Below are 23702 nucleotides of genomic sequence, written 5' to 3' on the forward strand. Positions count from 1 at the left end.
TGATGCCATCCCGTCGATCTACACGGCAGAACCGGTGCCCGGCCGTCCCGGCCGCTCGCGCGTGTCTTCCGGCAGCATCTGGGAACCGATCGCCGGTTACAGCCGCGCCGTCCGGGTCGGCAACCGGATCCTCGTATCGGGAACGACCGCCACCCACGGCGCAAACCGTTCCGTGGCGCCGGGCGATGCCGGCGCGCAGGCAACCTATATCCTCGACAAGATTGCCGCCTCCATCTCGGCGCTTGGCGGAAATATGGAAGACGTGGTGCGCACCCGCATCTACCTGCGCGATGCCAGCCAGTGGGAGCCCGTATCGCGCGCCCACGGCCGGGCCTTTGCCTCGGTGCTACCGGCCAACACGCTGATCGAAGCTGGCAACCTGATCGGCGACTACGCGGTCGAAATCGAAGCGGAAGCCATCTGCGACTGAGGCCCAAAGGGCGAGACGGCGACCGATTTCGCGACCGCCGTCTCGCTCGCGGTTACGAAAGCGCGGGAAGGCCGCCCAGCAGCTTGTCGAGCGTCATCGGATAATGTCGCAGGCGGACACCCGTCGCGTTGTGGATCGCGTTGGCAATGGCCGCCGAGACGCCGCAAAGCCCAAGTTCGCCGATCCCCTTCGCCTTCATCGGCGATGAAATCGGATCTGTTTCATCCATGAAGATCACCTCCTGGTGCGGAATATCGGCGTGAACCGGAACCTCGTAGCTTGCGAGATCATGGTTGACGAAGAAGCCCCTGCGCGTATCAACCGCAAGCTCTTCAGACAGCGCCAGACCCACACCCATCGTCATCGCCCCGATCACCTGGCTGCGGGCCGTGATCGGATTGAGGATGCGACCGGAGGCACAGACGGCGAGCATCCGGCGGACGCGGCTTTCGCCGGTGGCAATATCGACGCCGACCTCCACAAAATGCGCACCGAACGTCGATTGCTGGTGGCTATCGGAGAGCTCGGCCCATTCGATCGTATCCTCTGCCGACAGTCCGTCCGGACCGGCAACGCCAGCCAATGGAACCGACCGGGTGCCCGAGCGGACAGTGCCGTTTTCAAAGACAACTTCGCTTGCGTTGAAACCGAGCGTCTGGATCACCGCTTCACGCAGCTTGACGCAGGCGGCATAGACCCCAGAGGTCGAGCAGTTCGCTCCGAACTGGCCACCGGACCCGGCCGACACCGGAAAGCGCGAATCGCCAAGCCTGACCTTCACCCGATCCATCGGCAGGCCCATCATTTCTGCGGCCGTCTGCGCAATGATCGTGTAGCTGCCGGTGCCGATATCGGTCATATCGGTTTCCACCGTGACGACACCGTCCTGATCGAGGCGGACGCGGGCGGCTGATGGAACAAGAAGGTTGTTCCTGAGCGCGGCCGCGACGCCGGTGCCGATCAACCAGTCGCCTTCGCGGCGGGTTCCCGGCTTTCCTCTGGTGCTCCAGCCGAACTGCTCTGCGCCGCGCTTCAGACAGCCGACGAGATCGCGATGTGAGAACGGACGCTCGGGCTTTTCCGGATCGACCTGGGTGTCGTTCAGAATGCGGAACTCGACGGGATCAAGGCCCAGTTTTTCCGCCATTTCATCGATGGCGATTTCCAGTGCCATAAGGCCGGGCGCCTCGCCCGGAGCCCGCATGGCGTTGCCTTCGGGAAGATGAAGCTCAGCGAGGCGCATCGCCGTCATGCGGTTCTTGCCGGCGTAGAGCAGCCGTGTCTGCATCACGGCCGTTTCGAGCTGCCCATCCGGCTGGTCACCGGACCAGCTTTCATGGGCAATGGCCGTGATCGTGCCGTCTCTCTCGGCTCCGATCCGAATCCTCTGGATTGTCGCCGGGCGATGCGTCGTGTTGTTGACCAGGAATGGTCTTGGCAGTGCAACCTTCACCGGGCGTTTCACTGCCTTGGCCGCAAAGGCCGCCAGCACGGCATCGGCGCGCAGAAACAGCTTGCCGCCGAAACCGCCGCCGATATAGGGCGACTTCAGATGAATTTTTTCCTTGTCGATACCAAGAGTGGTCGCCAGATCAGTCCGCCACCAGTCGATCATCTGGCTGGACGTCCACAGGGTCAGCTCATCTCCATCCCAGGTGGCGAGCGAGGCATGCGGCTCCATCATCGAATGGGACTGGTCCGGAGTGGTATAGGTTTCTTCGAGCGACACGGGCGCGGTCTCGAAGGCGGCGTCGAAATCGCCGACGGCCGTATCGGGTGGGGCGCCACCGGCATCTTTCGGCTTCACCGCAGTCTTCATCGCTTCCGATAGGTCAAAAACGCCCTTTTCCTCCGCATAGTCGACCTTGACCAGAGCTGCTGCGGCGCGCGCCTGCTCGAATGTCTCGGCAACGACGACGGCGATGGCCTGATGATAGTGCTGGACCTCGTCGCCGCCGAAAAGGTTTGCGGTGTTTTGCTTTCCCTTTTCGCGCTTGCCGACATCCAGGGTGGTGACGACGGCAAGCACGCCATCGGCGTTGCGAGCCGCCGAGACATCCATGGAAGTGATGCGTCCCTTGGCAATGGCGGAACCGACCGGATGGCCGTAGGCGATGTTTTCCTCATCCCATTCATAGGCGTAGATCGCTTTGCCCGTTGTCTTGAGCTCTCCGTCGATGCGCGGAATGGACTGACCCACGATCGTGAGCTGATCGATCGGATTTGTTGTTGCTGGTGTATCGAACTGCATGGCTTAACCCCTTGCTTCACGGAGAACCGCGCCGAGCGTTCGCTCGACGAGATCAACCTTGAATCTATTCTGGTCTGTCGGCCTGGCATCGGCCAGGAGGATGCTGGCGGCAGCCTTCGCACCCTTGGGCAGTTCCGCTTCTGCCGCTTCCACGCGCCAAGGCTTGTGAGCGACCCCGCCAACCGCGACGCGTCCGCTCCCATCCGGCTGGATGACGGCTGCAACAGAGACGAGCGCAAAGGCATAGGAGGCCCTGTCCCGGACTTTTCGGTAGATATGCTGGCCGCCGATGGGGGCAGGCAGCGTAACGGCTGTAATGATTTCGCCCGCCTCCAGAGCGGTCTCGATCTGCGGTGTATCGCCTGGCAGGCGATGAAACTCGGCGATCGGGATGGACCGTGTGGCGCCTTCGGGCTTCACCGTCTCGACGACGGCGTCCAGCGCCCGCATGGCGATCGCCATGTCGCCGGGATAGGTGGCAATGCAGGCCTCGCTGCTTCCGAGCACGGCGTGCTGGCGACTGAACCCGCCAAGGGCCGAACAGCCGCTTCCGGGCTGCCGCTTGTTGCACGGCTGGTTGGTGTCGTAGAAATAGGGACAGCGCGTTCTCTGGAGGAGGTTGCCGGCGGTCGTTGCCTTGTTGCGCAATTGGCCCGATGCGCCGGCGACCAGCGCCCGCGACAAAAGCCCGTAGTCGCGTCGCACCGTCTCGTTGGAGGCGAGATCCGTGTTGCGGACCATTGCGCCAATGCGCAGACGGCCATCGGACGTCGGCTCGATTGTGTCCAGTCCGAGGCCGTTTACATCGATCAGATGGGTGGGTGTCTCGATCTCCAGCTTCATCAGATCAAGCAGGTTGGTGCCGCCGGCGATGAATTTTGCCTTGTCGTTCGCCGCCGCCGATTTCGCCGCGCTCTCGACCGAGGCGGCGCGTTCATAGGTAAAGGCTCTCATGCTCTTGTCCCCGCAGCTTCGACGATGGCTTCGACGATGTTGGAATAGGCTCCGCAGCGACAGAGATTCCCGCTCATGCGTTCCCGGATCTCGACTTCGGTGACCGTCGTTGCAGCAGTGAGATCGGCGGTGACGTGGCTGGGGATATTTGCCTTGATCTCCTCGAGCACCGCCACCGACGAACAGATCTGTCCCGGCGTACAATAGCCGCACTGGAAGCCATCATGTTTGACGAAGGCGGCCTGCATCGGGTGAAGATCGCCCGGCTTTCCCAGGCCTTCGATCGTGGTGATGGCGTCGCCTTCATGCATCACCGCCAGTGTCAGGCAGGAATTGACGCGGCGACCATCGATGATGACGGTGCAGGCACCGCATTGCCCGTGATCGCATCCTTTTTTCGTGCCTGTGAGATGGAGATGCTCGCGCAGCGCGTCGAGCAAAGTGGTCCGGTTGTCGACGTCGAGGACGCGACTTTCACCGTTGATCGTGAAAGAAACCTGAGATGAATAGGACATGGCATTCCCTGCAAACTGTGTCGCGCCGCCCGGCGACGCCGGTGGCTGCACCTGTCGCAGCCGACACGATAACTAAGCTGATTTGTAAAAGTTCAAGGTGAATCGGCCGGAACTCGTCGGCATCCACCTTTCCGGGAAATGGGAGGGCCGACCGCCGGCCGCTGTTCTTGCCGACAATGGCGGGACTTGCGACGGTCGAATGGGATAGTGTTTCTACGCAGTGTGTCCTTGGGCAAAGTGGCAACCGACCTTGGTCCCGGATCGACAATTCTGCGGTAGTAGTGCCAGGCGAAGTCAGCGAAGATGCTGGTTCATGCCATCATACCAGATCACCCCGCATGTTGCCCGTCACCCGCACTCCGCGACGCAGCTGACGCTCGTCTTTGCCATCGCGCTGGCGCTCCTGGCATCATCCTTTGCCGCATCGCCGGAGCCGATCAAGGCCGAGCACGGCTGCAAGAAACATTGGCTGTGGCGAGCTGTGGGTCAGGATGGCTTCGATCTCGATGTGCTGGTGCAGAGCCGCCGCAATACCGGGGCTGCCAAACGTCTGATGCGGAAGCTTCTGAAAGGTCAGGCCATGCGCCACGCGTCATGATTACCGATAAACTCCGACCCTACAGCACGGCCAAACGCGACATTATGCCCGGCGTCGAACATCGCTCGCACAAGGAATTGAATGACCGGGCGGAGAATGCTCATCAGCCGACGCGACAACGAAAGTGGATCATGAAGGGTTTCAAATCCGCCCGGCATCTCCAGCGTTTCGTCTCCATTCATGACCCGGTCGCCAACCCCTTCCACATTCCACGCCAAGATAGTCCGTCCGACCATCACCGCGAACTGAGAACCGTCGCCATGCAAACGTGGAATGAAACCGCACGTCTTCAGTCAGCGTAAGCGAAAGCGGCGGAGGGAGATTTTCGACCCGAGCCCGTTAAGTTTACGATGCCCGTCAGGGACATAATTATATTGTAGTTCATTGTCGCAACGTCTCTAAAGGTGCTCAGCGATGCAGCGCATTCTTTGCAAAGCATCAGCAACTAGGCCAGTTCGGCGACTCCCTGGCGGCTATTCTTTAGGACTTTCTGTCCAGCTTAAGTTCGATTGCGTCAAGTCGGGCCATAACGGCGGTTTCAAAGGCTTGTGCCTCTCCGCGCGTTTCTTCTGATGCCGCTTCTTGCATCGAATTCACGATCAGACCGACTATCAGGTTCATCACCGCAAAAGTCGTCATCAGAATGAAGGGCACGAAAAAGGCCCAAGCATACGGGTAAACCTCCATGACCGGACGAACGATGCCCATCGACCACGACTCGAGCGTCATCACCTGGAACAGCGAATATGCAGAGTTGCCAAGATCGCCAAACCAGTCGGGGAAGCCTGCACCAAACAACTTGGTCGCCATGACGGCGCCAATATAATATATCAACGAGATCAAAACGAAAACCGATGCCATACCTGGCAGCGCGCGACCCAACCCATCGACAACACGGCGCAAGGAGGGGGCGACCGAGACGACGCGCAGCACCCGAAGTATTCGCAAGGCGCGCAGGACAGAAAAGCCTGTCCCCGCTGGGATCAGCGAGATACCGACAATGATGAAATCGAACACGTTCCAAGGCGAGCGAAAGAAGCGCAGGCCGGCAGCGTAGAGTTTGGCGAGTAGTTCGACCACAAAGATCATCAGGCACAGCGTGTCGATGGCAATCAAAAGCGGGCCGATACGGTTCATCAAGGTGGAAGATGTTTCCAGACCCAGTGTTATGCCGTTAATCAAGATCACCACGATCAGGAATCTTGTAATCAGCGGGCGGTCAAGGAAGGCGGCGATGGCGGCGCGGCTGGTCATGGAAATCCGGTCACTACAAAACTGCGGGAAAGTGGAGGCACCTTGCCGATATGGGATATCCGTTTGGATGTGTCCAGTACCAGCTAAAAAATCTGGCCGTCTGCTTTGTCCATCATCACGGACACTGCATGGGCTGAGTCGACTGATCGTCTGACTTTGACGTTCAGGCCGACCGCGGGCTCGGTTGACGATATCCTCGCCTTGATCTGTTTGTGGCCTTAGCCTTTCCCTGCCCTAAGATCGTTCACCCAACAAACCGCTTGATCGCCTCCACCTCGTTTGGGCGGATGTCGTGACCACCGGCATGCCATTCGAGGTCGACGCTTGCCTTCTGCGCGGTGAAATAGTCGGCCAGGCTCTGGGTCAGCGGTGCCGGGCAGATTGGGTCCCGCTTTCCTGCTGTCATCAGGATCTTGCGCCCCGCCAGTTCCGGGTTTTGCTTCGGCTGGAAGGGAATGAGCGGATGCAGCAGCATCGCTTTGTCAAACAGGGTCTTTTCGATCAAGAGGTTGGCAAGGATGTTGGCGCCGTTGGAAAAACCAAGCCCGATGACTTCCGAAGCCTGATGGTCCCGCGAAAGCGTCTCGATGAAAGCCGCCATCTTGTCCGTTGCACGGGCGAGATCGGCCATGTCGTAGACCCCCTCGCCTGTCCGGCGAAAGAAGCGTGCTGCCCCGTGTTCCGAGACGTCGCCGCGCGGCGAGACGATCGTCGCATCGGGCATGAGGTCGATGGCAAAATCGAAGAACTGCCGCTCGTCGCAGCCAGTCCCATGAAAGACGAAAAAGATCGGCTTGTCCGGTGCACCAGCCTTCAGCCGGTGCACATATCCATTGTCGATACCGTGATCGGTCATTGTCAATCTCCTTCAACCGTCCAGCTTCTGCAGGTTTTGTTCGAGGATCGGGCGCAAGTGCTTGTGCTGCTGCGGCAGTTTCAACGCCTCTCCCAGATGGGCCGTATCCTCGTCGCGATCAAAGCCGGGTTCGTTGGTGGCGATCTCGAATAGGACACCACCCGGCGTGCGGAAATAGATGGCCCAGAAATAGTCGCGGTCTATCACCGGCGTGACCTGGTGGCCCGTGTCCATCAGCGCCTTGCGGACCTCGAGTTGCTTTTCGCGGTTTTCGACCGCAAAGGCGACATGGTGGACCGAACCGGCGCCCTGCTGGCCGCGGGCGATGTTCGGCATCGTCTCGAGATCGATGATCCCGGCGGTGCCGGGTACGGCAAGACGGGTGACGCCATCGCGGCTTTCCAGCGTTTCATAACCCATGAAGGTCAGGAGTTCGCGCGTCGCGCCCTCGTCGCGCAGGCGCATGGAAACCGAATGGAAACCGCGGATCGCGAGGTCTGCATCCATCCCATTGCCGATCCAGGGCGCGCGTGGGTCATCCTTGATGCCGACCAGTGCAAAAGCGTCGCCATCCGGGCCTGCAAAATTCAGCCGGTTCTGTCCGAAGCTCGTTTCCGCCTTCAGACCGGTAACGCCCCGTGCAGTCAGGCGATCGGACCAATGGCCGAGCGCGCCTTCCGGAACGGAAAAGACTGTCGTGCCGACCTCGCCCGTGCCTGGACGACCGCGCGCCATGTCCGGAAACGGAAAATAGGTCATCACCGAGCCTGGCGTGCCAGTCTCGTCGCCATAATAAAGGTGGTAGACATCGGGGGCGTCGAAGTTGACGGTCTTCTTGACGCGGCGCAGACCGAGCGTGTCGGTGAAGAACCTGTTGTTGGTACGGGCGTCCGCTGCCATCGACGTGACGTGGTGGAGCCCCTTGATCTGGTTGAGCATGACCGTGGCCTTTCTTCCCGCCTGCCGCGGGCTGTTTCCGATGGGTCCTAGATGAGCCTGATGGAGCATCGCGGATAGACTGCGCAATCAAAACGGACTGTCTACCAAACATGAACGACCGAGCCTGCTCTGGTATGGCTTGCCGCCGCATCGCCATACCAGAGCACGACCGAAAGTCGTTTCCCCAGGCGAACCGGAAACTAAAAGTTGACAAGACGAAGCAGAAGGTCTATCCAATGTTCATCGATAGTTGTTTGACTGATATTTGTTTTTGCCAGCGCTTTGCGCCTCTGACGAACTTCCCCCTTCAAAAATCGAGATACCACCCACCGTGCGTCGTACGGCGGTAATTTTATTGCTATGAAAGGGTTCGTTATGACCACTGGCACAGTTAAATGGTTCAACGCCACCAAGGGCTTCGGCTTCATTCAGCCTGACGACGGCGGCGCCGACGTTTTCGTTCACATCTCTGCCGTCGAACGCGCTGGCATGCGCGAAATCGTCGAAGGCCAGAAGCTTGGCTTCGAGATGGAGCGCGACAACAAGTCGGGCAAGATGTCTGCTGGCAAGCTCCAGGCAGCCTGATCGGAATTTGTCTCTCCGGTGACCACGGATGTACTGGCATCGTCGATGAGACACTTTCCAACACGAGGTCAGGCAAATTGCCTGGCCTTTTTTTTCACGGTCGGTCCCGGCCGTGTGGAGCACAGCCTGCCCAACCGGCACGTTGATCCGCTCCCGAGATAATTTTTCGCATGTGTGTTCTTCAAGGGTCGTTGGATCTGGGACATGGCATGCCCCTATCCAGGATACGAGATTGACCGAGAATTCCACAAAGACACGCGATCAGGCTGAATCGGCATTCAGCAAGACGCAGACGCAGTTCATGGCCCGCAGCCGCACGATTTCCGAAATCGATGCCGTTGCGTTGGAACGCGATGCGAAGACACTCAGATTGCGCGAACTTCGCCTCGAAAAAGAGGCAAACGCCGCGCCTGTCATCAGCAAGCCTGCAAAACGCAAGTAAGCTGGTGATGCCAGCATATTGGGAAAATGGAAGGCCAAAGCTGGCCGGATCGCTCCTGATCTGCTTATAGTGGCTCTGTCCCGGGCTGATTCCGCATGGCGGTCTCCGGGAGCAAGCATCACCGATCGACCCTATATACCCACAAGGACGACCTAGGTTTGAGACACCCGAACGAAAATGGCTTTGCCGATCGACGCAAGGCCGCGGACGAAGCCAAGAAGCTGTTGTTGAAAAAATTCGCGACTGCACCGAAGCCGGATGATCCGGAAGTGGTCGCCAAGCGCCTTGAGCGCGAAGCGATTACAGCGGCCCGCGAAGCCCGTCGCGCAGAGCGCGAAATGATGAAGCAGCAGGAAAATGAGCGCCAGCTCGCAGAGGCAGCCGCTCGCACTGAAGCGGCCGATGCCGAGGCACGTGCCGACGCCGAGGCGCGCGAATCTGCCGACCGCGACCGCATTTCCCGCGTTATCGCAGATGAAGCCGAACGCAAGGCTGAACGCGACCGGCGGTATGCCGCTCGCAAGGCCCGCCAGCGCTAAGGCCCGGCTTGCAGAAAACACCCGCTTCGGCGGGTGTCAGATGACTAGGAGGTCCGCTCCATCGTCGCGCACGTCATGGTTTTAATGACCGTTAGCCAATCATTTGCGCGGGAATTTTGCGCCTTGATCCGCCGACGTGCGCCTTGCTCTGGATATAGTCGTCGCTGCGGGGCACCCGCGGAAAGAGCCCGGCCACGGCAATTGATACACCGGCCAAATTCGACGGACCGTGACATCGCACATGCTTGACGCTTCGCCGACCGCGAACGCGGTTTAGTTACCGCAGTTCGTAATAGCGGTTGAGGCCTCTCGCCAACCCACTTATTTTAATTTTTGATTGTCGTCTAAGATTCTCGTCCCCCTTTGTCCTCACGCAAAAGATCAGAGCAAAGCAATGCATGCCATTGCAAGACGCTCTGTGGGCGGTCTCTTATGCGCAGTGGCTGCAGCGCGTCCACGTCAAGCCTGTCTTCAGGCACCCGATCTGGCGAGGCGAACGCGTTTCAATTACCGACTTGTGGATATGTGTTTTCGCAAATAGCGATCATCCGTCAGAAACTGACCAGATTGGCCAAATTTTGATAAAAAACCGAGGTTTTCGGACGTCCAAGCAGGCTAGCTTCTCATCATTTCATACAATAGAAAGAAGGCGCTACACCCGCTGGGGTGTCTCATGATCCAGCGCAATCCAATCAGCAAGCGGACAGTTCACGTGACGCAATCAAAAACAGTACTCGTTGTCGGTGGTGCAGGCTACATCGGATCACACACATGCCTGACATTGGCGGCCCGCGGCTACACGCCGGTCGTGTTCGACAATCTTTCCAACGGCCATGCAGAGTTCGTGCGCTGGGGACCCTTTGAACAAGGTGATATTCGGGATCGCAAACGGCTCGATGACGTGATCGCGACGCACAAGCCCGTTGCGGTCTTGCATTTTGCCGCGATGATTGAGGTCGGGGAGTCTGTCAAAGACCCCGTTGCGTTTTACGACAACAACGTCATCGGTGCACTGACGCTCCTGTCTGCGGTGCTGTCGGCGGGCATTGAGGCTTTCGTTTTTTCATCCACCTGTGCCACCTACGGACTGCCAAAGCAGGTGCCGATGGATGAAAGCCACGAGCAGAATCCGATCAATCCGTATGGGCGTACCAAATGGATCGTTGAACAGGCACTCCAGGACTATAGCGCCTATAAGGGCTTGCGGTCGGTGATCCTGCGCTATTTCAATGCGGCCGGCGCTGATCTTGAAGGGCGCATCGGGGAGTGGCATTCGCCGGAAACCCATGCGATTCCGCTCGCAATCGATGCGGCGCTTGGACGACGGGACGGTTTCAAGGTTTTCGGAGCCGACTATGACACACGCGACGGCACCTGTGTGCGCGACTATATCCATGTTCTCGATCTCGCGGATGCGCATGTCCGGGCAGTGGATTACCTGCTTTCAGGCGGAGAGAGTGTAAAACTCAATCTCGGGACCGGTACGGGTACGACGGTGAAGGAACTCATGACCGTGATTTCGGACGTATCCGGAAAGCCGTTTCCGCTCGAATATGCAGAGCGGCGCGACGGCGATTCCACGTCACTTGTGGCCAATAACGACAAGGCCCTGAGTGTTCTTGGCTGGCAGCCGAAATATGATCTCCAGCAGATTATCCAATCTGCATGGCAATGGCATTCCCGCCGCAATGAGCACTAGGCTTACACCTTCGTAGAGCGACCACAGGCGGACAATCGGGGAAGGAGCCCGCGCATCTCGTGAGGAACCGGTTCATCTTGGCGCTTTGCGTCCTGCCAATCGCGATGATTGCCCTTGCCTATCAGGGGGGTGTTCTGGCGACGCGCAGCTATATGGATGAGGCTTCGCTTCAGGCAGAGACGGCCCTGCGGCTGGCTGTTTCGGCGCTGGGGGGCCATCTCGGCCGTTATGAACCCCTACCCGCCCTGATCTCCGACCACGAGGGTATCGAGACCCTCATCACGCAACCCGGGGACCCGCGCCTGCGCGAGGAGGCCAATGTCTACCTGAAGTCGATCAATAGTCTTCTCGGCTCATCCGACATCTATGTCATGACGCTGGATGGCGACACAATTGCCGCCAGCAATTATGACGGGTCGGCGAGCTTCGTTGGCCAGAACTTCAGCTACCGGCCCTATTTCAAGGACGCCGCCAAGGGTCGGCAGTCTCGCTTCTATGCGCTCGGCACGACTTCCTCCAAACGCGGTTATTATTTCGCCTCGCCGATCCTTATCGGCACGGTGATCAAGGGCGTCATCGTCTTCAAGGTCGATATCGATACGATCGAGGCGTCCTGGCGCGGTGGCGAGTACAAGATCTTCGTGTCGGATCCGGAGGGCATCATCTTCATGACCGGCAGCGCCGAATGGCTCTATTCCGGCATCCTGCCTTTGACGCCGCAGCGACGTGCGCGCACCGAAGCGTCTCGGCGCTATTCCGATGCCAATCTGACTGCCCTTCCGGTGGAACGCGGCACGTCCGGCAATCATGCGCTGATGACCGTGCGAGAGGGCAGTGACCGGCGGGAATATCTCGTTCTGTCGCAATATGTACCGGAGGCGGACTGGACCGTGAACGTGCTGCTCGACACGCGTTCGGTGCGCACGCAGGCCAGGACGATCGTTGCCGCCGGTATTTTGCTGCTTTGCCTGGCCGGTCTGGCGGTTGCCATCCTCTTACAAAGGCGGGCGCGGCTTTCCGAGCGCATGCAGATGCAGAAGGAAGCACAGAACGAACTGGAACATCGGGTCGAGGCGCGTACCGCCGACCTCGCCCGGGTCAACCGGCGCATCGAAAGAGAGATTGCGGAAAAACGCCTGACGGAACAGCAATTGCGCCAGACACAGGCCGACCTCATCCAGGCCGGCAAGTTGGCCGGGCTCGGCCAGATGTCGGCGGCGCTTTCGCATGAACTCAATCAACCGCTGGCGGCTGCAAAAACCTATGCCGACAGCGCAGCGGTGCTGATCGACCGGAACCGAACCGAGGAAGCCCGCGACAATATCCGGCGGATTTCCGCGCTGATCGACCGCATGGCGTCGATCAGCCGGCACCTGCGCAATTTCGCCCGCAAGCCGAACGAGGAGCTTGCCGCGGTGCCGATTGACGAAGCGATCCGCGACACCGCTGAAATCGTCGCTGCCCGGCTTGCCGCTGCCGACGCCCATCTCGAACTCGATCTTGGCGAAACGCCGCCTATCGTGCGGGCCGGGCCGGTGCGCCTGCAGCAGGTGCTGGTCAATGTGATCTCCAATGCGGCAGATGCAATCGAGGGCCTCGATGATCGCCGTATCCGGGTGTCGGCACGACGTGAAGGTGGCAGGGTGGCGATTATCGTGCGCGATCACGGTCCAGGAGTTTCGCCCTCGATTGCCGAGCGCATCTTCGACCCGTTCTTCACCACCAAGGGCGTCGGCAAGGGTCTCGGTCTTGGCCTGTCTATCTCCTACAATATCATCAAGGACTTCGGTGGCAGCCTGAGCGTCAGCAACCATCCGGACGGCGGCGCGGTGTTCCGGATCGACCTCGATGCGATGGCGACGATCAGCGAGGCCGCAGAATGAGCGAGACCCGCATCCTGCTCGTCGATGACGAGGAAGAACTGCGCCGTTCGACCGCGCAGGCACTGGAACTCTCCGGTTTCGACGTCGAAACATTTGCGAGCGCAGACCAGGTTCTGGAACTGATCGGCTACAGTTTCTCCGGCGTCGTCGTCAGCGATATCCGCATGCCCGGCATGGACGGCATGACGCTTTTGCAGAAGATCCGCGAAATCGATGCGGAAGTGCCGGTAATTCTGGTGACCGGTCATGGCGATGTACAACTGGCGGTCAAGGCCATGCGCGAAGGCGCCTATGATTTTCTGGAAAAGCCGTTCACCACCCAGCATCTCGCCGGAATTGTCCGTCGCGCCATGGACCGGCGCAGTCTCGTGCTCGAAAACCGTCGACTCCGCGCCGTCGCCGGCAAGCGCGATGATATCGAAGCCCGCCTGCCCGGCCGGACACAGGTGATGGTCGATCTGCGCTATCGCCTGCGGGCGATTGGCGCAACCGACGCCGATACGCTGATCATCGGCGAAACCGGGGCCGGCAAGGAGGTCGTAGCCCGCGCCGTGCATGACATCAGTGCCCGTGCCAACCGTCCGTTCATCGCCATCAACTGCGCGGCCCTGCCGGAAACGTTGATCGAAAGCGAACTGTTCGGCCATGAGGCGGGCGCCTTTCCGGGCGCCATCCGGTCCCGCTACGGCAAATTCGAGCATGGCCGTGGCGGCACGATCCTGCTCGACGAAATCGGCTCGATGCCGGTCGACCTGCAGGCCAAATTCCTGCGTGTGCTGCAGGAGCGGGTCATTACGAGGCTTGGGTCCAATGAAACCGTCGAACTCGATGTGCGCTTTCTGGCAACCAGCAAGGTCGATCTGGAGGCAGAGGTTGCGGCGGGAAGGTTCCGGGCAGATCTCTTCTACCGGCTGAACGTCGCGACGCTGCATGTGCCGTCGCTTTCACAGCGGCGGGCCGATATTCCCCTGCTTTTCCTGCAATTGGTCCGCGAGGCATCGGCGCGGTATGGTCGTGACGATATTTCCGTGCCCCCCGCGGTCACCTCCGATATTGCCCATCGCAACTGGCCGGGCAATGTGCGCGAACTGCGCAATGCTGCCGATCGTTTGGTGCTTGGGCTTGATCTGCGGCCGGGTGACGGCGCCGATGGCGCGGATAGGGAAACCACACGCCTCGCCGACAAGGTGGCGGCGTTCGAAAGGGGCGTCATCGAAAGCGCCCTTAGCGCCCATGGCGGACGTCTCCGCCCGGTCTACGAATCCCTGTCGATCTCGCGCAAGACGCTCTACGAGAAGATGCAGAAGTACGATCTGGACCGTAAAATCCTTGCCGGCGAAGCCCTGGAGGATCAGGAAAACCGCCCTCGAACCTGAGCGCTTGCCTGCCTGTGGGTGGATGTCCACCCATGGCCGTGCTCCTTTGTTTCCATATCCACCCATGGTGCGGCGCACGCGCCGACGAATTTGCGGGGTGCCTGCACAAGGGCAATTGCGTGGTTGAAAAGCAGTCGCGCAAATGGGGCATCCACGATCAGTGCGGGAGGAGCCGCGCTGGCTGGCCCATATTTCATCCGGGAGGACCTCCATGAAAACCCTGAACGCAATGCTTGGCATGACGGCGCTTGCCGCCATTTCGCTTTTTACAACGACGGCTTCGGCGCAGACTTATCCTGAGCGCACGATCACCATGGTCGTCCCGTTCTCGGCCGGCGGCCCCACCGATACGGTCGCGCGCCTTGTTGCCGAATCCATGTCGAAGGATCTCGGCCAGCAGATCGTCGTTGAAAACGTCGGCGGTGCCGGCGGCACGCTGGGGGCCGGCCGCGTTGCGAGCTCGGAAGCCGATGGCTACACCATCCTTTTGCATCACATCGGCATGGCAACAAGCGCCACGCTCTACCGCAAGCTGGCCTATGACACGCTGAACGCCTTCGAGTATGTCGGTCTGGTTACCGAAGTGCCGATGACCATCGTTGCCCGCAAGGATTTCGAGCCGACCGACCTCAAGGGCATGATCGACTACGTCAAGGCCAACAAGGACACGGTTACGGTTGCCAATGCCGGGATCGGGGCTGCCTCGCATCTTTGCGGCATGCTGTTCATGAGCGCCATCGAGACGCCGCTCGTGACCGTGCCCTACAAGGGCACCGGTCCGGCCATGACCGACCTTCTCGGCGGCCAGGTCGATATCATGTGCGACCAGACCACAAACACGACGAAGCAGATCCAGGGCGGCACGATCAAGGCCTACGCCGTGACCTCGCCGGCCAAACTGCCTGTTCTGCCGGATGTTCCGACCGCCATGGAAAGTGGCCTTGCGGACTTCGAGGTCGGCATCTGGCACGGCGTCTACAGCCCGAAGGGCACGCCGGCCGACGTCAATGAACGCCTTGCGAAGTCGTTGCAGCTGGCGCTCAAGGACCCGAACGTCGTCGACCGGTTTGCCGAGCTCGGCACTGTCCCGTCTTCGGAAGCCGACGCGACCCCGGCTGCGCTGAAAGCCAAGCTTGAAAGCGAGATCACTCGCTGGAAGCCGGTCATCGAAGCGGCTGGCCAGTACGCCGACTAAGCGGCAATCACTCGATGTCGCCGGTCAACGCCGGCGGCATCGGTCTTGTGCTTTTGCTGGCTGACGCATGTGCCTCTGGCCTGGCCGGATCGCCCATGTCGAACGCCGGCCCTGGGGGGTATCATGAAATCCGTTTCCTTCGATTCCACGAACGCAGCCTGCGGAGCAATCTTTGCATCGCTCGGGCTGTTCTTTGCCTATCAGTCCTTCAATCTCGACCTCGGCACGGCATTCCGCATGGGGCCCGGTTATTTTCCGTTGGTTCTGGCCATCGTCATGACGCTGCTGGGTGTCATCATCATCGTTCAGGCGACACGCCTGGAAGGCGAACCGATCGGCCCGATCGCCTGGCGCGGGCTGGCATTCATCCTGCCGGCACCGATCTTCTTCGGGCTGACCGTGCGCGGGCTGGGCTTTGTTGTTGCGCTGTTCCTGACCTCGCTGATCGCCTCTTTCGCCTCGCAGAAAATGCGGCCGTTGATGGCCGTTCTGCTGTCTTTCGGCATCACCATCTTCTCCGTTGCCGTGTTCAGCTATGCGCTGGGACTGCCCTTCCAGCGCTTCGGCCCCTGGCTGCGATTCTAGGACGATATTCATGGAACTCTTCAGCAATCTCGCGCTTGGCTTTGCAACCGCCGGCACCCCCGAAAACCTGCTTTTTTGCCTGATCGGCGTTCTGCTTGGAACCCTGATCGGCGTCCTTCCCGGCATCGGCGCCACGGCGACGATCGCCATGCTGCTGCCGATCACCTTCCAGCTTGAGCCGGTCTCGTCACTCATCATGCTGGCTGGCATCTATTACGGCGCGCAATATGGCGGCTCGACCACCGCCATCCTGATCAACATGCCGGGTGAATCCTCGTCGGCCGTCACCGCCATCGACGGCTACCAGATGGCCCGCAAGGGCCGGGCCGGTGCAGCCCTCGCGATTGCCGCAATCGGCTCGTTCTTTGCCGGCACGGTTTCGACCTTCCTCGTCGCGATCTTCGCACCGCCGCTGACGGCGGTTGCACTGCAGTTTGGCGCCGCCGAATATTTCTCGCTGATGATCGTCGGCCTGGTGTCGTCGATCGCACTGGCGCACGGATCGATCATCAAGGCGCTGGCCATGGTGGCGCTCGGTCTGTTGCTGGGTCTGGTCGGTACCGACATCTACACCGGCACGCCGCGCTTCACGCTCGGCATCCGCGAATATGCCGACGGGCTGAACTTTGTCGCCGTTGCCGTCGGTGTCTTCGGCGTGGCCGAGATCCTGCGCAATCTCGAGGGTGAAAAGACGCGCACGGTGCTGATGGCCAAGGTCAGCGGCCTGATGCCCTCTCGGCAGGATTTCAAGGAGATGCTGTGGCCGGTCCTGCGTGGGACCGGCATCGGTTCGGCGCTGGGCATCCTGCCGGGCGGCGGGGCGATCCTTGCGTCTTTCGCGTCCTACACGGTCGAAAAGCGCATCTCGAAAACGCCTGAACAGTTCGGCCATGGCGCAATTGCCGGCGTCGCGGGCCCCGAATCGGCCAACAATGCCGGGGCCCAGACCTCGTTCATTCCCCTGCTGACCCTCGGCATTCCGGCCAATCCGGTGATGGCGCTGATGGTTGGCGCGATGATCATCCAGGGCATCGTTCCCGGTCCGAATGTTGCGGTCGAGCAACCGGCCCTGTTCTGGGGCATTATCGCCTCGATGTGGATCGGCAACCTGATGCTGGTGGTGCTCAACCTCCCGCTGATCGGCCTCTGGGTCAAGCTGCTGACCATCCCCTATTACGTGTTGTTCCCGGTGATCATGGCCTTCTGCTCGATCGGGGTCTACAGCGTCAACTCCAACGTCTATGACCTCTACGCCGTCGCCTTCTTCGGGCTGATTGGTTACACGCTGGTCAAGCTGCGCTGCGAGCCGGCGCCGCTGCTGCTTGGCTTCGTGCTCGGGCCGCTTCTGGAGGAAAACCTCAGGCGCGCGATGATCCTGTCACGCGGCGATGCAACGACCTTTGTCACGCGGCCGATCAGTGCCGGGCTGCTTTTCCTCGCCGCAGCGGTTCTCATCATCGTCTTCCTGCCGAGCGTCAAGGCGAAGCGCGAAGCGGTGTTCACCGAAGAGGATTGAGCCCTTTCCTTCCGCAAGGCTTCCAACGACAAACGCCCGGCAGCGATGCCGGGCGTTTGTCTATGATGGTCGCCGGAACAGTTCGCGATCATTTTCCGGTGTCGAGCCGGTTCATCGCGTCGACATTGCCGGCCGAGGATCCGTTGGGATCGAATTCCGATTCCAGCCATTTGTCGACGATCGCCTTGGCCAGTTCCGGACCGATGACGCGCGCGCCCATGGTGATGATCTGGGCATTGTTGGACTTGGCAGCACGCTCGGCCGAATAGGTGTCGTGGGTCAGCGCGGCGCGAATGCCGGGAACCTTGTTGGCCGATATGGAAACGCCAATCCCGGTGCCGCAGATCAGGATCCCGCGCTCGTTTTCGCCCGAGACTATGGTTTCGGCCAAGCCCTTGGACAGGTCGGCGTAGAAGCCGGACTGGCTGAGATTGGAAACCGTGATCCCCGCTTTGGTGGCGAGATGGGCCTCGATGACATCGAGGAGGGGCTTGCCTGCGCTGTCGGCGCCAATTGCGATCTTCATGTGTGTGATCCTTTGTTGGAACAGGGGAATGTCTGGTCTAGGCGGCGAGTGCTGCCGAGACCTTGGAGAGAATGTCGAGATAGCTTGCGACATCCCAGGCGGAGCGGCCGATAAACAGTCCGTCGATATGCGGCTTGGCGATCAGCTCTTCGCAATTGCCGGGATTGACGCTGCCGCCGTAAAGCACGGGCACGGAAACGCCGAGCATGGCTTGCGCCCAGTTTCCGATCAGCGCATGGCGCTCGTCGGCATAATCGGCTGACGCCGGGATGCCATTGACGCCAATAGCCCAGACGGGCTCGTAGGCGAGAAGCACTGGTTTGTTCTTGGCAGCACCCTCCAGCAGGCCGAGCGCGCCTTCGACCTGACGCCTGAGCACCGCGTCGGCCTGGCCAGCTTCGCGCTCGGCAAGTGTCTCGCCGATGCAGATGAGCGGCACCAGACCGTGCCGGACCGCGGCGGCGGTCTTAAGCCCGACCGTGCGATCCGTCTCGCCGAAATGTTCGCGGCGTTCGCTATGGCCGAGTTCGACCAGATCGAGCTTGCAGTCCTTGAGCATCAGCGGGGAAATTTCCCCGGTCCACGCGCCGGCATCGTCCCAATGCATGTTCTGCGCGCCGACCTTGACGCTGGTGGCTTCGAGCGCATCCTTGACCTGCCGTGTCGCCGTAAAGGGGGGAATGACGAAGCGCTGTATACGGGCGTCGCGGTTGGCATCTGCTGCCGCAAGGCCATCGGCAAAGACCATGGCCTCCGCCAGCGTCTTGTTCATCTTCCAACTCGTTCCAACCCAGACAGTTTGCTTGTTCACTAAACGTCCTCCGCGGCCTGCGCCGTTGCCTTGATGAGATTGATGCCGGCTTCCCGAAGGGCCGCCTCATGCGATGCGTCGATCTCCGCACCGGTCAGGACGGCATCAAATCCATCGAGCCCCGTCAGGAAATGCAGCGCCGATTTGCCGAATTTTTCGTGATCGACAAGAAGATAGGTCCGACCCGACGAACGCATCATCCGCCGCTTGGTTTGGACCACCTCCTGGTCCTGGTGGAAGGCGGACGCGCCGTGTATGGCGGAACTGGACAGGAAGGCGATATCCGCCCGCAACGAACGCAGTGTTTCTTCGGTGATGATCCCGAAGAAGCCGTTGAACCGCCTGTTGTATTGGCCGCCCAGCGAAATCAACGTGATACCATTGAGCTCCGAAAGCCTGCCGATGACCCCGAGATTGTTGGTGATCACCGTCAGTGGCCGGATGTCCTTCAGATGCTCTGCCAAAGCGCCGGCCGTCGAACTGTCGTCGATGATGATGATCTGGCCCGGCTCGATGAAGCGCGCAGCGTGGGCTGCAATCCGCCGCTTTTCGACTGCAGCGATCTTTTCGCGATAGCGGAAATCGCTTTCGAATTGCGGGCTGGACTGAATCGAGGCGCCGCCATGGGTCTTTCGCAGGAGCCCGGATTGCTCGAGTTCGTCGAGATCGCGATGGACAGTCATCCGGCTGACGCCGAACCGGCTGGCCATGTCGTCGACAGAGGCGGAACCCGCATCCATCAACAAATCCATGATCGCTTGTCTTCTGGTTTCGGGTTTCATGATGCGCCTTGCGAAGATCTGTGCGGAGCTTTTCCGCTACTAGTCGCATCCATCTATCACGGGAATGTGTGTTAGATAAGATAAAACATGAGATAATGTGATTATTAAATGTGATGTTTGGGGGTTAGAACCAACCATCGTCATCAGCAGAGATTGATCCATCTGACGTGCTTGCGAAGCCATGCGGGGATTTTTTTGTACGGCGCCACCGATTGCATCTTCCAACTAACCCTGCTGCGCCCAGATCTTTGGGTCGCAACCGGTTCGTCCGTCTGCTAGGAGGGGCTGGCACCAACCGTCACGTTTTTTTGCATGACGGCGGCACCAGATCCCCACTCAACCGGTCCTGCAGATACACAACCTGTTCTTCCTGAAAGTGAACTCTGCCATGCTTCTGGATTTCCTCAAGTCCGACAATCTGGCGACACGCTGGAAGCGTCCGCGAAAATTCGACCGTAACCTGATCGTGATCGGCGGCGGGTCCGCCGGCCTGGTGTCGGCCTATATCGCCGCCGCAACAAAGGCGAAGGTCACCCTGGTCGAGGCCAACAGGATGGGCGGCGACTGCCTGAACTACGGCTGCGTCCCGTCGAAAGCCCTGATCAGGAGCGCAAAGCTTGCCCACCAGATGCGCAAGGCCGACCGGTACGGATTGGCTGCGCACCTGCCGCAGGTTCCCTTCGCCGAGGTGATTGAACGGGTGCACCGGGTCATTGCCGAGATCGAGCCGCATGACAGCATCGAGCGTTACACGTCGCTGGGGGTCGAGGTGCTGGAAGGCTATGCAAGGCTGGTCGATCCCTGGACCGTGGAGATCGCCTTGAACAGCGGTGAAACACGGCGCCTGACGACCCGCGCCGTCATCATCGCCACGGGCGCCGGTCCCTTCGTTCCGCCCCTTCCGGGCATTGTCGAGGTCGGCTATCTGACCTCGGATACGCTCTGGGAGCAATTGAGGGGACGCATGGACGCGCCGCGACGGCTGGTCGTGCTCGGCGGCGGGCCGGTCGGGTGTGAACTGGCACAGAGCTTTGCCCGTCTCGGCTCCGAGGTAACGCAGCTGGAAATGGCACCGCGCCTGATGATGCGTGAGGACGAGGATGCTGCCGAGCATGTGCTTGCTTCGCTGGAGGCCGATGGCGTGCGCGTGCTGACGCAGCATAAAGCCCGCGCCTGTGGCCTAACGGACGGCCGGAAATGGATCGAGGTAGAGCATGGCGGCGAAGTCCAGCGCGTCGAATTCGATGAGCTGATTGTCGCACTCGGGCGCGCGGCGCGTCTGAAGGGCTTTGGCCTGGAAGAACTGGGTATCGAGGTCGATCGCGTGGTCGAGACGAATGCCTATCTCCAGACGGGCTATCCGCATATCCTTGCCGCCGGCGATGTTGCGGGGCCGTATCAGTTCACCCATGTGGCCGCGCATCAGGCCTGGTTCGCAACGGTCAACGCGTTGTTCGGTGATTTCAAGCGCTTCAAGGCGGATTACAGGGTGATCCCCTGGGCGACGTTCACGGATCCCGAGGTGGCGCGCGTTGGCCTGTCTGAGGCCGAGGCAAAGGAGAAGAACATCGCCTATGAGGTGACACGCTACGGTCTGGACGATCTTGACCGCGCGATCGCCGACAGCGCTGCCCGCGGCTTCGTCAAGATCCTGACGGTCCCGGGCAAGGACACGATCCTCGGAGCAACCATCGTCGGCGAGCACGCCGGCGATCTCCTTGCGGAGTTCGTGCTGGCGATGAAACACGGTCTCGGATTGAACAAGATACTCGGGACGATCCACATCTACCCGACGCTGGCCGAAGCCAACAAGATGGCTGCCGGTCTGTGGCGCCGCAACCATATCAGTCCGCGTCTTGTGGCCCTGCTGGGCTGGTTCCATCGCTGGAGGCGTGGATGATCGACGCCCGTATCCTGCCGCTTCAACGCGCAGCCCTCCAGCCTGCCGCACGCATGCTGGCGCGCATGGGCACTTCAGCGGATGCGATCAGCCTGATCGGTTTTTTCATCGGCCTTCTGGCCTTCGCGGCGCTGGCAAACGGCCAGTGGATCTTGGCGCTGGCTCTCATCCTCGCCAATCGCCTGCTGGATGGGCTGGACGGGGCGGTTGCCCGGATCCATGGCCCGACAGACCGCGGGGCGTTCCTGGATATAACGCTTGATTTCGTCTTCTATGCACTCGTGCCGCTCGGCTTTGCCGTGCACGACCCTCCCCTCTATGCCCTGCCCGCGGCCGTCCTGATCGTTTCCTTTGTCGGAACGGGATCATCTTTTCTGGCCTTCTCGATCATCGCGGCCAAGCAGGGAAAACGGGCGGACGCCTTTCCAATGAAAGGCATCTATTATACGGGTGGAATGGCCGAGGGGTTCGAGACGATCGCCGTCTTCGTCGCCATGTGCCTGTTTCCTCATACATTCCCGGTGATCGCTTTTGTCTTCGCGTCGATCTGCGGACTAACCACGCTGCTCCGCTGGCATCAGGGTTGGGTGGTCTTTGCCAAGGAACAAGACGGAACTTCGGTTTCAGAAGACAGTTAAAGACGCGAAGGCGTCCTCATCGGCGCCGTTCACCCTGATTTGTATTGCCGGTGATGTATTAATCCGGTTCTTGATGGAAACGGTTGAAACCGCTGCACATGACTGGCCACCGAACAATGCCCGACAAATTCAAAACCACCCGTCATGACCTGCCGAGCGATCAGTCCGGCAGTTCGATCTGGCGCTTCGGACCCGTGGCCCTCGTGGTTCTCGGGCTCATCCTTGGCTATGCTTTCGGTGTGCAGAACTATCTCAGCCTCGATTTCCTGGCGCAAAGGCGCGAAGATCTGCGCAGCTTCGTCGATGAGCGATACGCACTTTCGATGGTGGTGTTCCTGGCGGTCTATGTCCTGGCCGTCGCATTTTCCTTTCCGGCCGCAACAATCCTGACGATCTTCGGTGGTTTCCTGTTCGGCTGGATCATTGGCGGCGCTCTGGTTGCAGTGGGTGCGACAGCCGGCGCGGCGCTCGTCTTTCTCGCTACCCGCTCGGCGTTCGGGGGTTTTCTCCGCGAGCGGGTCGATGGCATTGCCAAGCGGCTCGCGGAGGGGTTTCGGCAAAACGCTTTCGGCTATCTGCTCGCCATCCGCCTGGCCCCCGTCTTTCCTTTCTTCGTCGTCAATATCGCGGCGGCCCTGTTCGATATCAGCCTGGGCCGTTTCGTCGCCGCCACGTTTCTCGGTATTCTCCCCGGGACTTTCGCCTATGCCTATCTCGGTCAGGGCGTTGATAGTGTGCTCGCCGCAGCACAGTCCGTCGGCCGCGAAGCGACGATTTCGGATCTCGTGACGCGCGACATCACCCTCGCCTTCCTGGCCTTGGCCGTCGTCGCCGTCGTGCCCACCATCGTCTCGCAATGGCGCCGCCGGACCGGCTGATGCATAACGGGATACATTTCAAACGACCAAGCAACTCGATCTGGTGATACTGCCAAGCGCCGATCGAGATCATAGTGAAAGTCGCGGCGCCCTTGTCCGTGCTTCGACACCATCAGGGAGAAACACACTTCATGCGTTCGATAAAACGGTTTTTAGCGGCAGGCATTATCGCCGGTATCGCGGCATCGTCGGGCAATGCGGCCGATCTTGATATCTCCGATTGGGCAAAGATCGAGAAGACCGCGGCCGGCCAGACGGTCTATTTCAATGCCTGGGGCGGATCTGAAAATATCAATGCCTATCTCAACTGGGTCGGCGGAGAGATGCAGACACGCTATGGTGTCACGGTGACCCAGGTGAAGCTCGAGGATACCGCAAGCGCCGTCAGCAAAGTGGTTGCGGAGAAGGCAGCCGGACGGAACGACGGCGGCTCCGTCGACCTTATCTGGATCAATGGCGAAAATTTCGCGTCAATGAAGCAGCAGAAGCTGCTGCTGACACCGGGTTGGGCATCGGCGCTGCCCAACTGGAAATATGTCGACATCGAGAA

General features: G+C 60.3%; 21 protein-coding genes and 3 pseudogenes. 15 read left to right on the top strand and 9 right to left on the bottom strand.

The annotated features are described in order from the left end of the window. Positions 1-430, top strand: a 430-nt coding sequence (locus AX760_RS20365) for a RidA family protein (protein WP_139276535.1), incomplete at its 5' end; no start/stop codon positions are given. 52 nt (positions 431-482) lie between these two features. Here AX760_RS20365 and paoC read toward each other — a convergent pair. From paoC to paoA, 3 genes and pseudogenes are all read right to left on the bottom strand, one after another. Continuing rightward, entirely contained in the window at positions 483-2681 is a 2199-nt protein-coding gene (gene paoC, locus AX760_RS20370) for an aldehyde oxidoreductase molybdenum-binding subunit PaoC (RefSeq protein ID WP_071834838.1), read from the bottom strand. A 3-nt stretch (positions 2682-2684) separates the two neighbouring features. Continuing rightward, complete coding sequence (locus AX760_RS20375) at positions 2685-3635, bottom strand: FAD binding domain-containing protein (protein ID WP_071834839.1); 951 nt, start codon at positions 3633-3635, stop codon at positions 2685-2687. Further along, a pseudogene (gene paoA / locus AX760_RS20380) lies at positions 3632-4277 on the bottom strand (aldehyde dehydrogenase iron-sulfur subunit PaoA). The gene AX760_RS20375 and the pseudogene paoA overlap by 4 nt, the downstream one beginning before the upstream one ends. A 330-nt stretch (positions 4278-4607) precedes the next feature. Between paoA and AX760_RS20385 the strand changes: the two are divergent. Then, positions 4608-5050: pseudogene (locus AX760_RS20385) on the top strand (IS6 family transposase); the annotation flags it as partial. 178 nt (positions 5051-5228) lie between these two features. Here AX760_RS20385 and AX760_RS20390 read toward each other — a convergent pair. From AX760_RS20390 to AX760_RS20400, 3 genes are all read right to left on the bottom strand, one after another. Continuing rightward, entirely contained in the window at positions 5229-6002 is a 774-nt protein-coding gene (locus tag AX760_RS20390; RefSeq protein ID WP_071834840.1) for an ion transporter, read from the bottom strand. A 244-nt stretch (positions 6003-6246) separates the two neighbouring features. Further along, the gene (locus AX760_RS20395; protein ID WP_071834841.1) at positions 6247-6858 is read right to left on the bottom strand and encodes an alpha/beta hydrolase; all 612 of its coding nucleotides are present in this window, start codon (positions 6856-6858) and stop codon (positions 6247-6249) included. A gap of 12 nt (positions 6859-6870) precedes the next feature. After that, positions 6871-7797, bottom strand: coding sequence for a VOC family protein (locus tag AX760_RS20400; RefSeq protein ID WP_071834842.1), 927 nt, complete (start codon positions 7795-7797; stop codon positions 6871-6873). A 360-nt stretch (positions 7798-8157) separates the two neighbouring features. On the opposite strand from AX760_RS20400, the gene AX760_RS20405 reads away from it, so the two are divergent. From AX760_RS20405 to AX760_RS20445, 9 genes are all read left to right on the top strand, one after another. Beyond that, entirely contained in the window at positions 8158-8382 is a 225-nt protein-coding gene (locus tag AX760_RS20405; protein WP_083531264.1) for a cold-shock protein, read from the top strand. Between the two features lie 232 nt (positions 8383-8614). Then, positions 8615-8824 carry a hypothetical protein gene (locus AX760_RS20410; protein WP_071834844.1) on the top strand — a complete coding sequence of 70 codons (210 nt, stop codon included), beginning with the start codon at positions 8615-8617 and terminating at the stop codon, positions 8822-8824. Positions 8825-8982: 158 nt separating this feature from the next. After that, positions 8983-9363 (top strand): DUF6481 family protein, encoded by a 381-nt coding sequence (locus tag AX760_RS20415; RefSeq protein WP_071834845.1) that lies wholly within the window; start codon positions 8983-8985, stop codon positions 9361-9363. Between the two features lie 673 nt (positions 9364-10036). Next, a complete protein-coding gene (gene galE / locus AX760_RS20420) occupies positions 10037-11062 on the top strand; it encodes a UDP-glucose 4-epimerase GalE (RefSeq protein WP_071834846.1) in 1026 nt (341 codons plus the stop codon). A 59-nt stretch (positions 11063-11121) separates the two neighbouring features. Beyond that, positions 11122-12945, top strand: coding sequence for a sensor histidine kinase (locus AX760_RS20425; protein WP_071834847.1), 1824 nt, complete (start codon positions 11122-11124; stop codon positions 12943-12945). Next, the gene (locus AX760_RS20430) at positions 12942-14321 is read left to right on the top strand and encodes a sigma-54-dependent transcriptional regulator (protein ID WP_071834848.1); all 1380 of its coding nucleotides are present in this window, start codon (positions 12942-12944) and stop codon (positions 14319-14321) included. Before AX760_RS20425 ends, AX760_RS20430 begins: the two co-directional genes overlap by 4 nt. A 211-nt stretch (positions 14322-14532) precedes the next feature. After that, positions 14533-15516, top strand: a complete 984-nt coding sequence (locus tag AX760_RS20435) for a tripartite tricarboxylate transporter substrate-binding protein (protein ID WP_071834849.1) — start codon at positions 14533-14535, stop codon at positions 15514-15516. A 123-nt stretch (positions 15517-15639) separates the two neighbouring features. Beyond that, positions 15640-16101, top strand: coding sequence for a tripartite tricarboxylate transporter TctB family protein (locus tag AX760_RS20440; protein ID WP_071834850.1), 462 nt, complete (start codon positions 15640-15642; stop codon positions 16099-16101). A 10-nt stretch (positions 16102-16111) separates the two neighbouring features. Continuing rightward, a complete protein-coding gene (locus tag AX760_RS20445) occupies positions 16112-17617 on the top strand; it encodes a tripartite tricarboxylate transporter permease (protein ID WP_071834851.1) in 1506 nt (501 codons plus the stop codon). 88 nt (positions 17618-17705) lie between these two features. Here AX760_RS20445 and derI read toward each other — a convergent pair whose 3' ends face one another. Genes derI through AX760_RS20460 form a run of 3 tightly spaced genes read right to left on the bottom strand, consistent with a single transcriptional unit; the run spans position 17706 to position 19736 of the window. Further along, complete coding sequence (gene derI, locus AX760_RS20450) at positions 17706-18143, bottom strand: D-erythrulose-4-phosphate isomerase (protein WP_071834852.1); 438 nt, start codon at positions 18141-18143, stop codon at positions 17706-17708. 37 nt (positions 18144-18180) lie between these two features. Next, positions 18181-18954, bottom strand: a complete 774-nt coding sequence (locus AX760_RS20455) for a triose-phosphate isomerase (protein ID WP_071834853.1) — start codon at positions 18952-18954, stop codon at positions 18181-18183. Beyond that, on the bottom strand, positions 18954-19736 hold the full coding sequence (locus AX760_RS20460) for a DeoR/GlpR family DNA-binding transcription regulator (protein WP_071834854.1): 783 nt from the start codon (positions 19734-19736) through the stop codon (positions 18954-18956). The genes AX760_RS20455 and AX760_RS20460 overlap by 1 nt, the downstream gene beginning before the upstream one ends. A gap of 388 nt (positions 19737-20124) precedes the next feature. Here AX760_RS20460 and AX760_RS20465 point away from each other — a divergent pair, with 388 nt between their 5' ends. The 4 genes and pseudogenes from AX760_RS20465 to AX760_RS20480 form a co-directional block, all read left to right on the top strand. Continuing rightward, positions 20125-21636 carry a dihydrolipoyl dehydrogenase family protein gene (locus AX760_RS20465; RefSeq protein ID WP_071834855.1) on the top strand — a complete coding sequence of 504 codons (1512 nt, stop codon included), beginning with the start codon at positions 20125-20127 and terminating at the stop codon, positions 21634-21636. Beyond that, positions 21633-22274 (top strand): CDP-alcohol phosphatidyltransferase family protein, encoded by a 642-nt coding sequence (locus AX760_RS20470; RefSeq protein WP_071834856.1) that lies wholly within the window; start codon positions 21633-21635, stop codon positions 22272-22274. Before AX760_RS20465 ends, AX760_RS20470 begins: the two co-directional genes overlap by 4 nt. A 116-nt stretch (positions 22275-22390) precedes the next feature. Then, complete coding sequence (locus tag AX760_RS20475) at positions 22391-23152, top strand: TVP38/TMEM64 family protein (protein ID WP_071834857.1); 762 nt, start codon at positions 22391-22393, stop codon at positions 23150-23152. Positions 23153-23283: 131 nt separating this feature from the next. Next, a pseudogene (locus AX760_RS20480) lies at positions 23284-23702 on the top strand (ABC transporter substrate-binding protein); the annotation flags it as partial.

This window comes from Pararhizobium antarcticum (assembly GCF_001885585.1).
Lineage (GTDB): Bacteria > Pseudomonadota > Alphaproteobacteria > Rhizobiales > Rhizobiaceae > Pararhizobium > Pararhizobium antarcticum.

What these genes read in the sequence shown, in the direction of transcription:
- AX760_RS20395 (WP_071834841.1), bottom strand. Translation starts at nt 6,858, where the DNA reads ATGACCGATCACGGTATCGACAATGGATATGTGCACCGGCTGAAGGCT.
- paoC (WP_071834838.1), bottom strand. Translation starts at nt 2,681, where the DNA reads ATGCAGTTCGATACACCAGCAACAACAAATCCGATCGATCAGCTCACG.
- AX760_RS20470 (WP_071834856.1), top strand. Translation starts at nt 21,633, where the DNA reads ATGATCGACGCCCGTATCCTGCCGCTTCAACGCGCAGCCCTCCAGCCT.
- AX760_RS20440 (WP_071834850.1), top strand. Translation starts at nt 15,640, where the DNA reads ATGAAATCCGTTTCCTTCGATTCCACGAACGCAGCCTGCGGAGCAATC.
- AX760_RS20405 (WP_083531264.1), top strand. Translation starts at nt 8,158, where the DNA reads ATGAAAGGGTTCGTTATGACCACTGGCACAGTTAAATGGTTCAACGCC.
- AX760_RS20445 (WP_071834851.1), top strand. Translation starts at nt 16,112, where the DNA reads ATGGAACTCTTCAGCAATCTCGCGCTTGGCTTTGCAACCGCCGGCACC.
- AX760_RS20465 (WP_071834855.1), top strand. Translation starts at nt 20,125, where the DNA reads ATGCTTCTGGATTTCCTCAAGTCCGACAATCTGGCGACACGCTGGAAG.
- AX760_RS20390 (WP_071834840.1), bottom strand. Translation starts at nt 6,002, where the DNA reads ATGACCAGCCGCGCCGCCATCGCCGCCTTCCTTGACCGCCCGCTGATT.
- AX760_RS20400 (WP_071834842.1), bottom strand. Translation starts at nt 7,797, where the DNA reads ATGCTCAACCAGATCAAGGGGCTCCACCACGTCACGTCGATGGCAGCG.
- AX760_RS20475 (WP_071834857.1), top strand. Translation starts at nt 22,391, where the DNA reads ATGCCCGACAAATTCAAAACCACCCGTCATGACCTGCCGAGCGATCAG.
- AX760_RS20430 (WP_071834848.1), top strand. Translation starts at nt 12,942, where the DNA reads ATGAGCGAGACCCGCATCCTGCTCGTCGATGACGAGGAAGAACTGCGC.
- derI (WP_071834852.1), bottom strand. Translation starts at nt 18,143, where the DNA reads ATGAAGATCGCAATTGGCGCCGACAGCGCAGGCAAGCCCCTCCTCGAT.
- AX760_RS20460 (WP_071834854.1), bottom strand. Translation starts at nt 19,736, where the DNA reads ATGAAACCCGAAACCAGAAGACAAGCGATCATGGATTTGTTGATGGAT.
- AX760_RS20375 (WP_071834839.1), bottom strand. Translation starts at nt 3,635, where the DNA reads ATGAGAGCCTTTACCTATGAACGCGCCGCCTCGGTCGAGAGCGCGGCG.
- AX760_RS20435 (WP_071834849.1), top strand. Translation starts at nt 14,533, where the DNA reads ATGAAAACCCTGAACGCAATGCTTGGCATGACGGCGCTTGCCGCCATT.
- galE (WP_071834846.1), top strand. Translation starts at nt 10,037, where the DNA reads ATGATCCAGCGCAATCCAATCAGCAAGCGGACAGTTCACGTGACGCAA.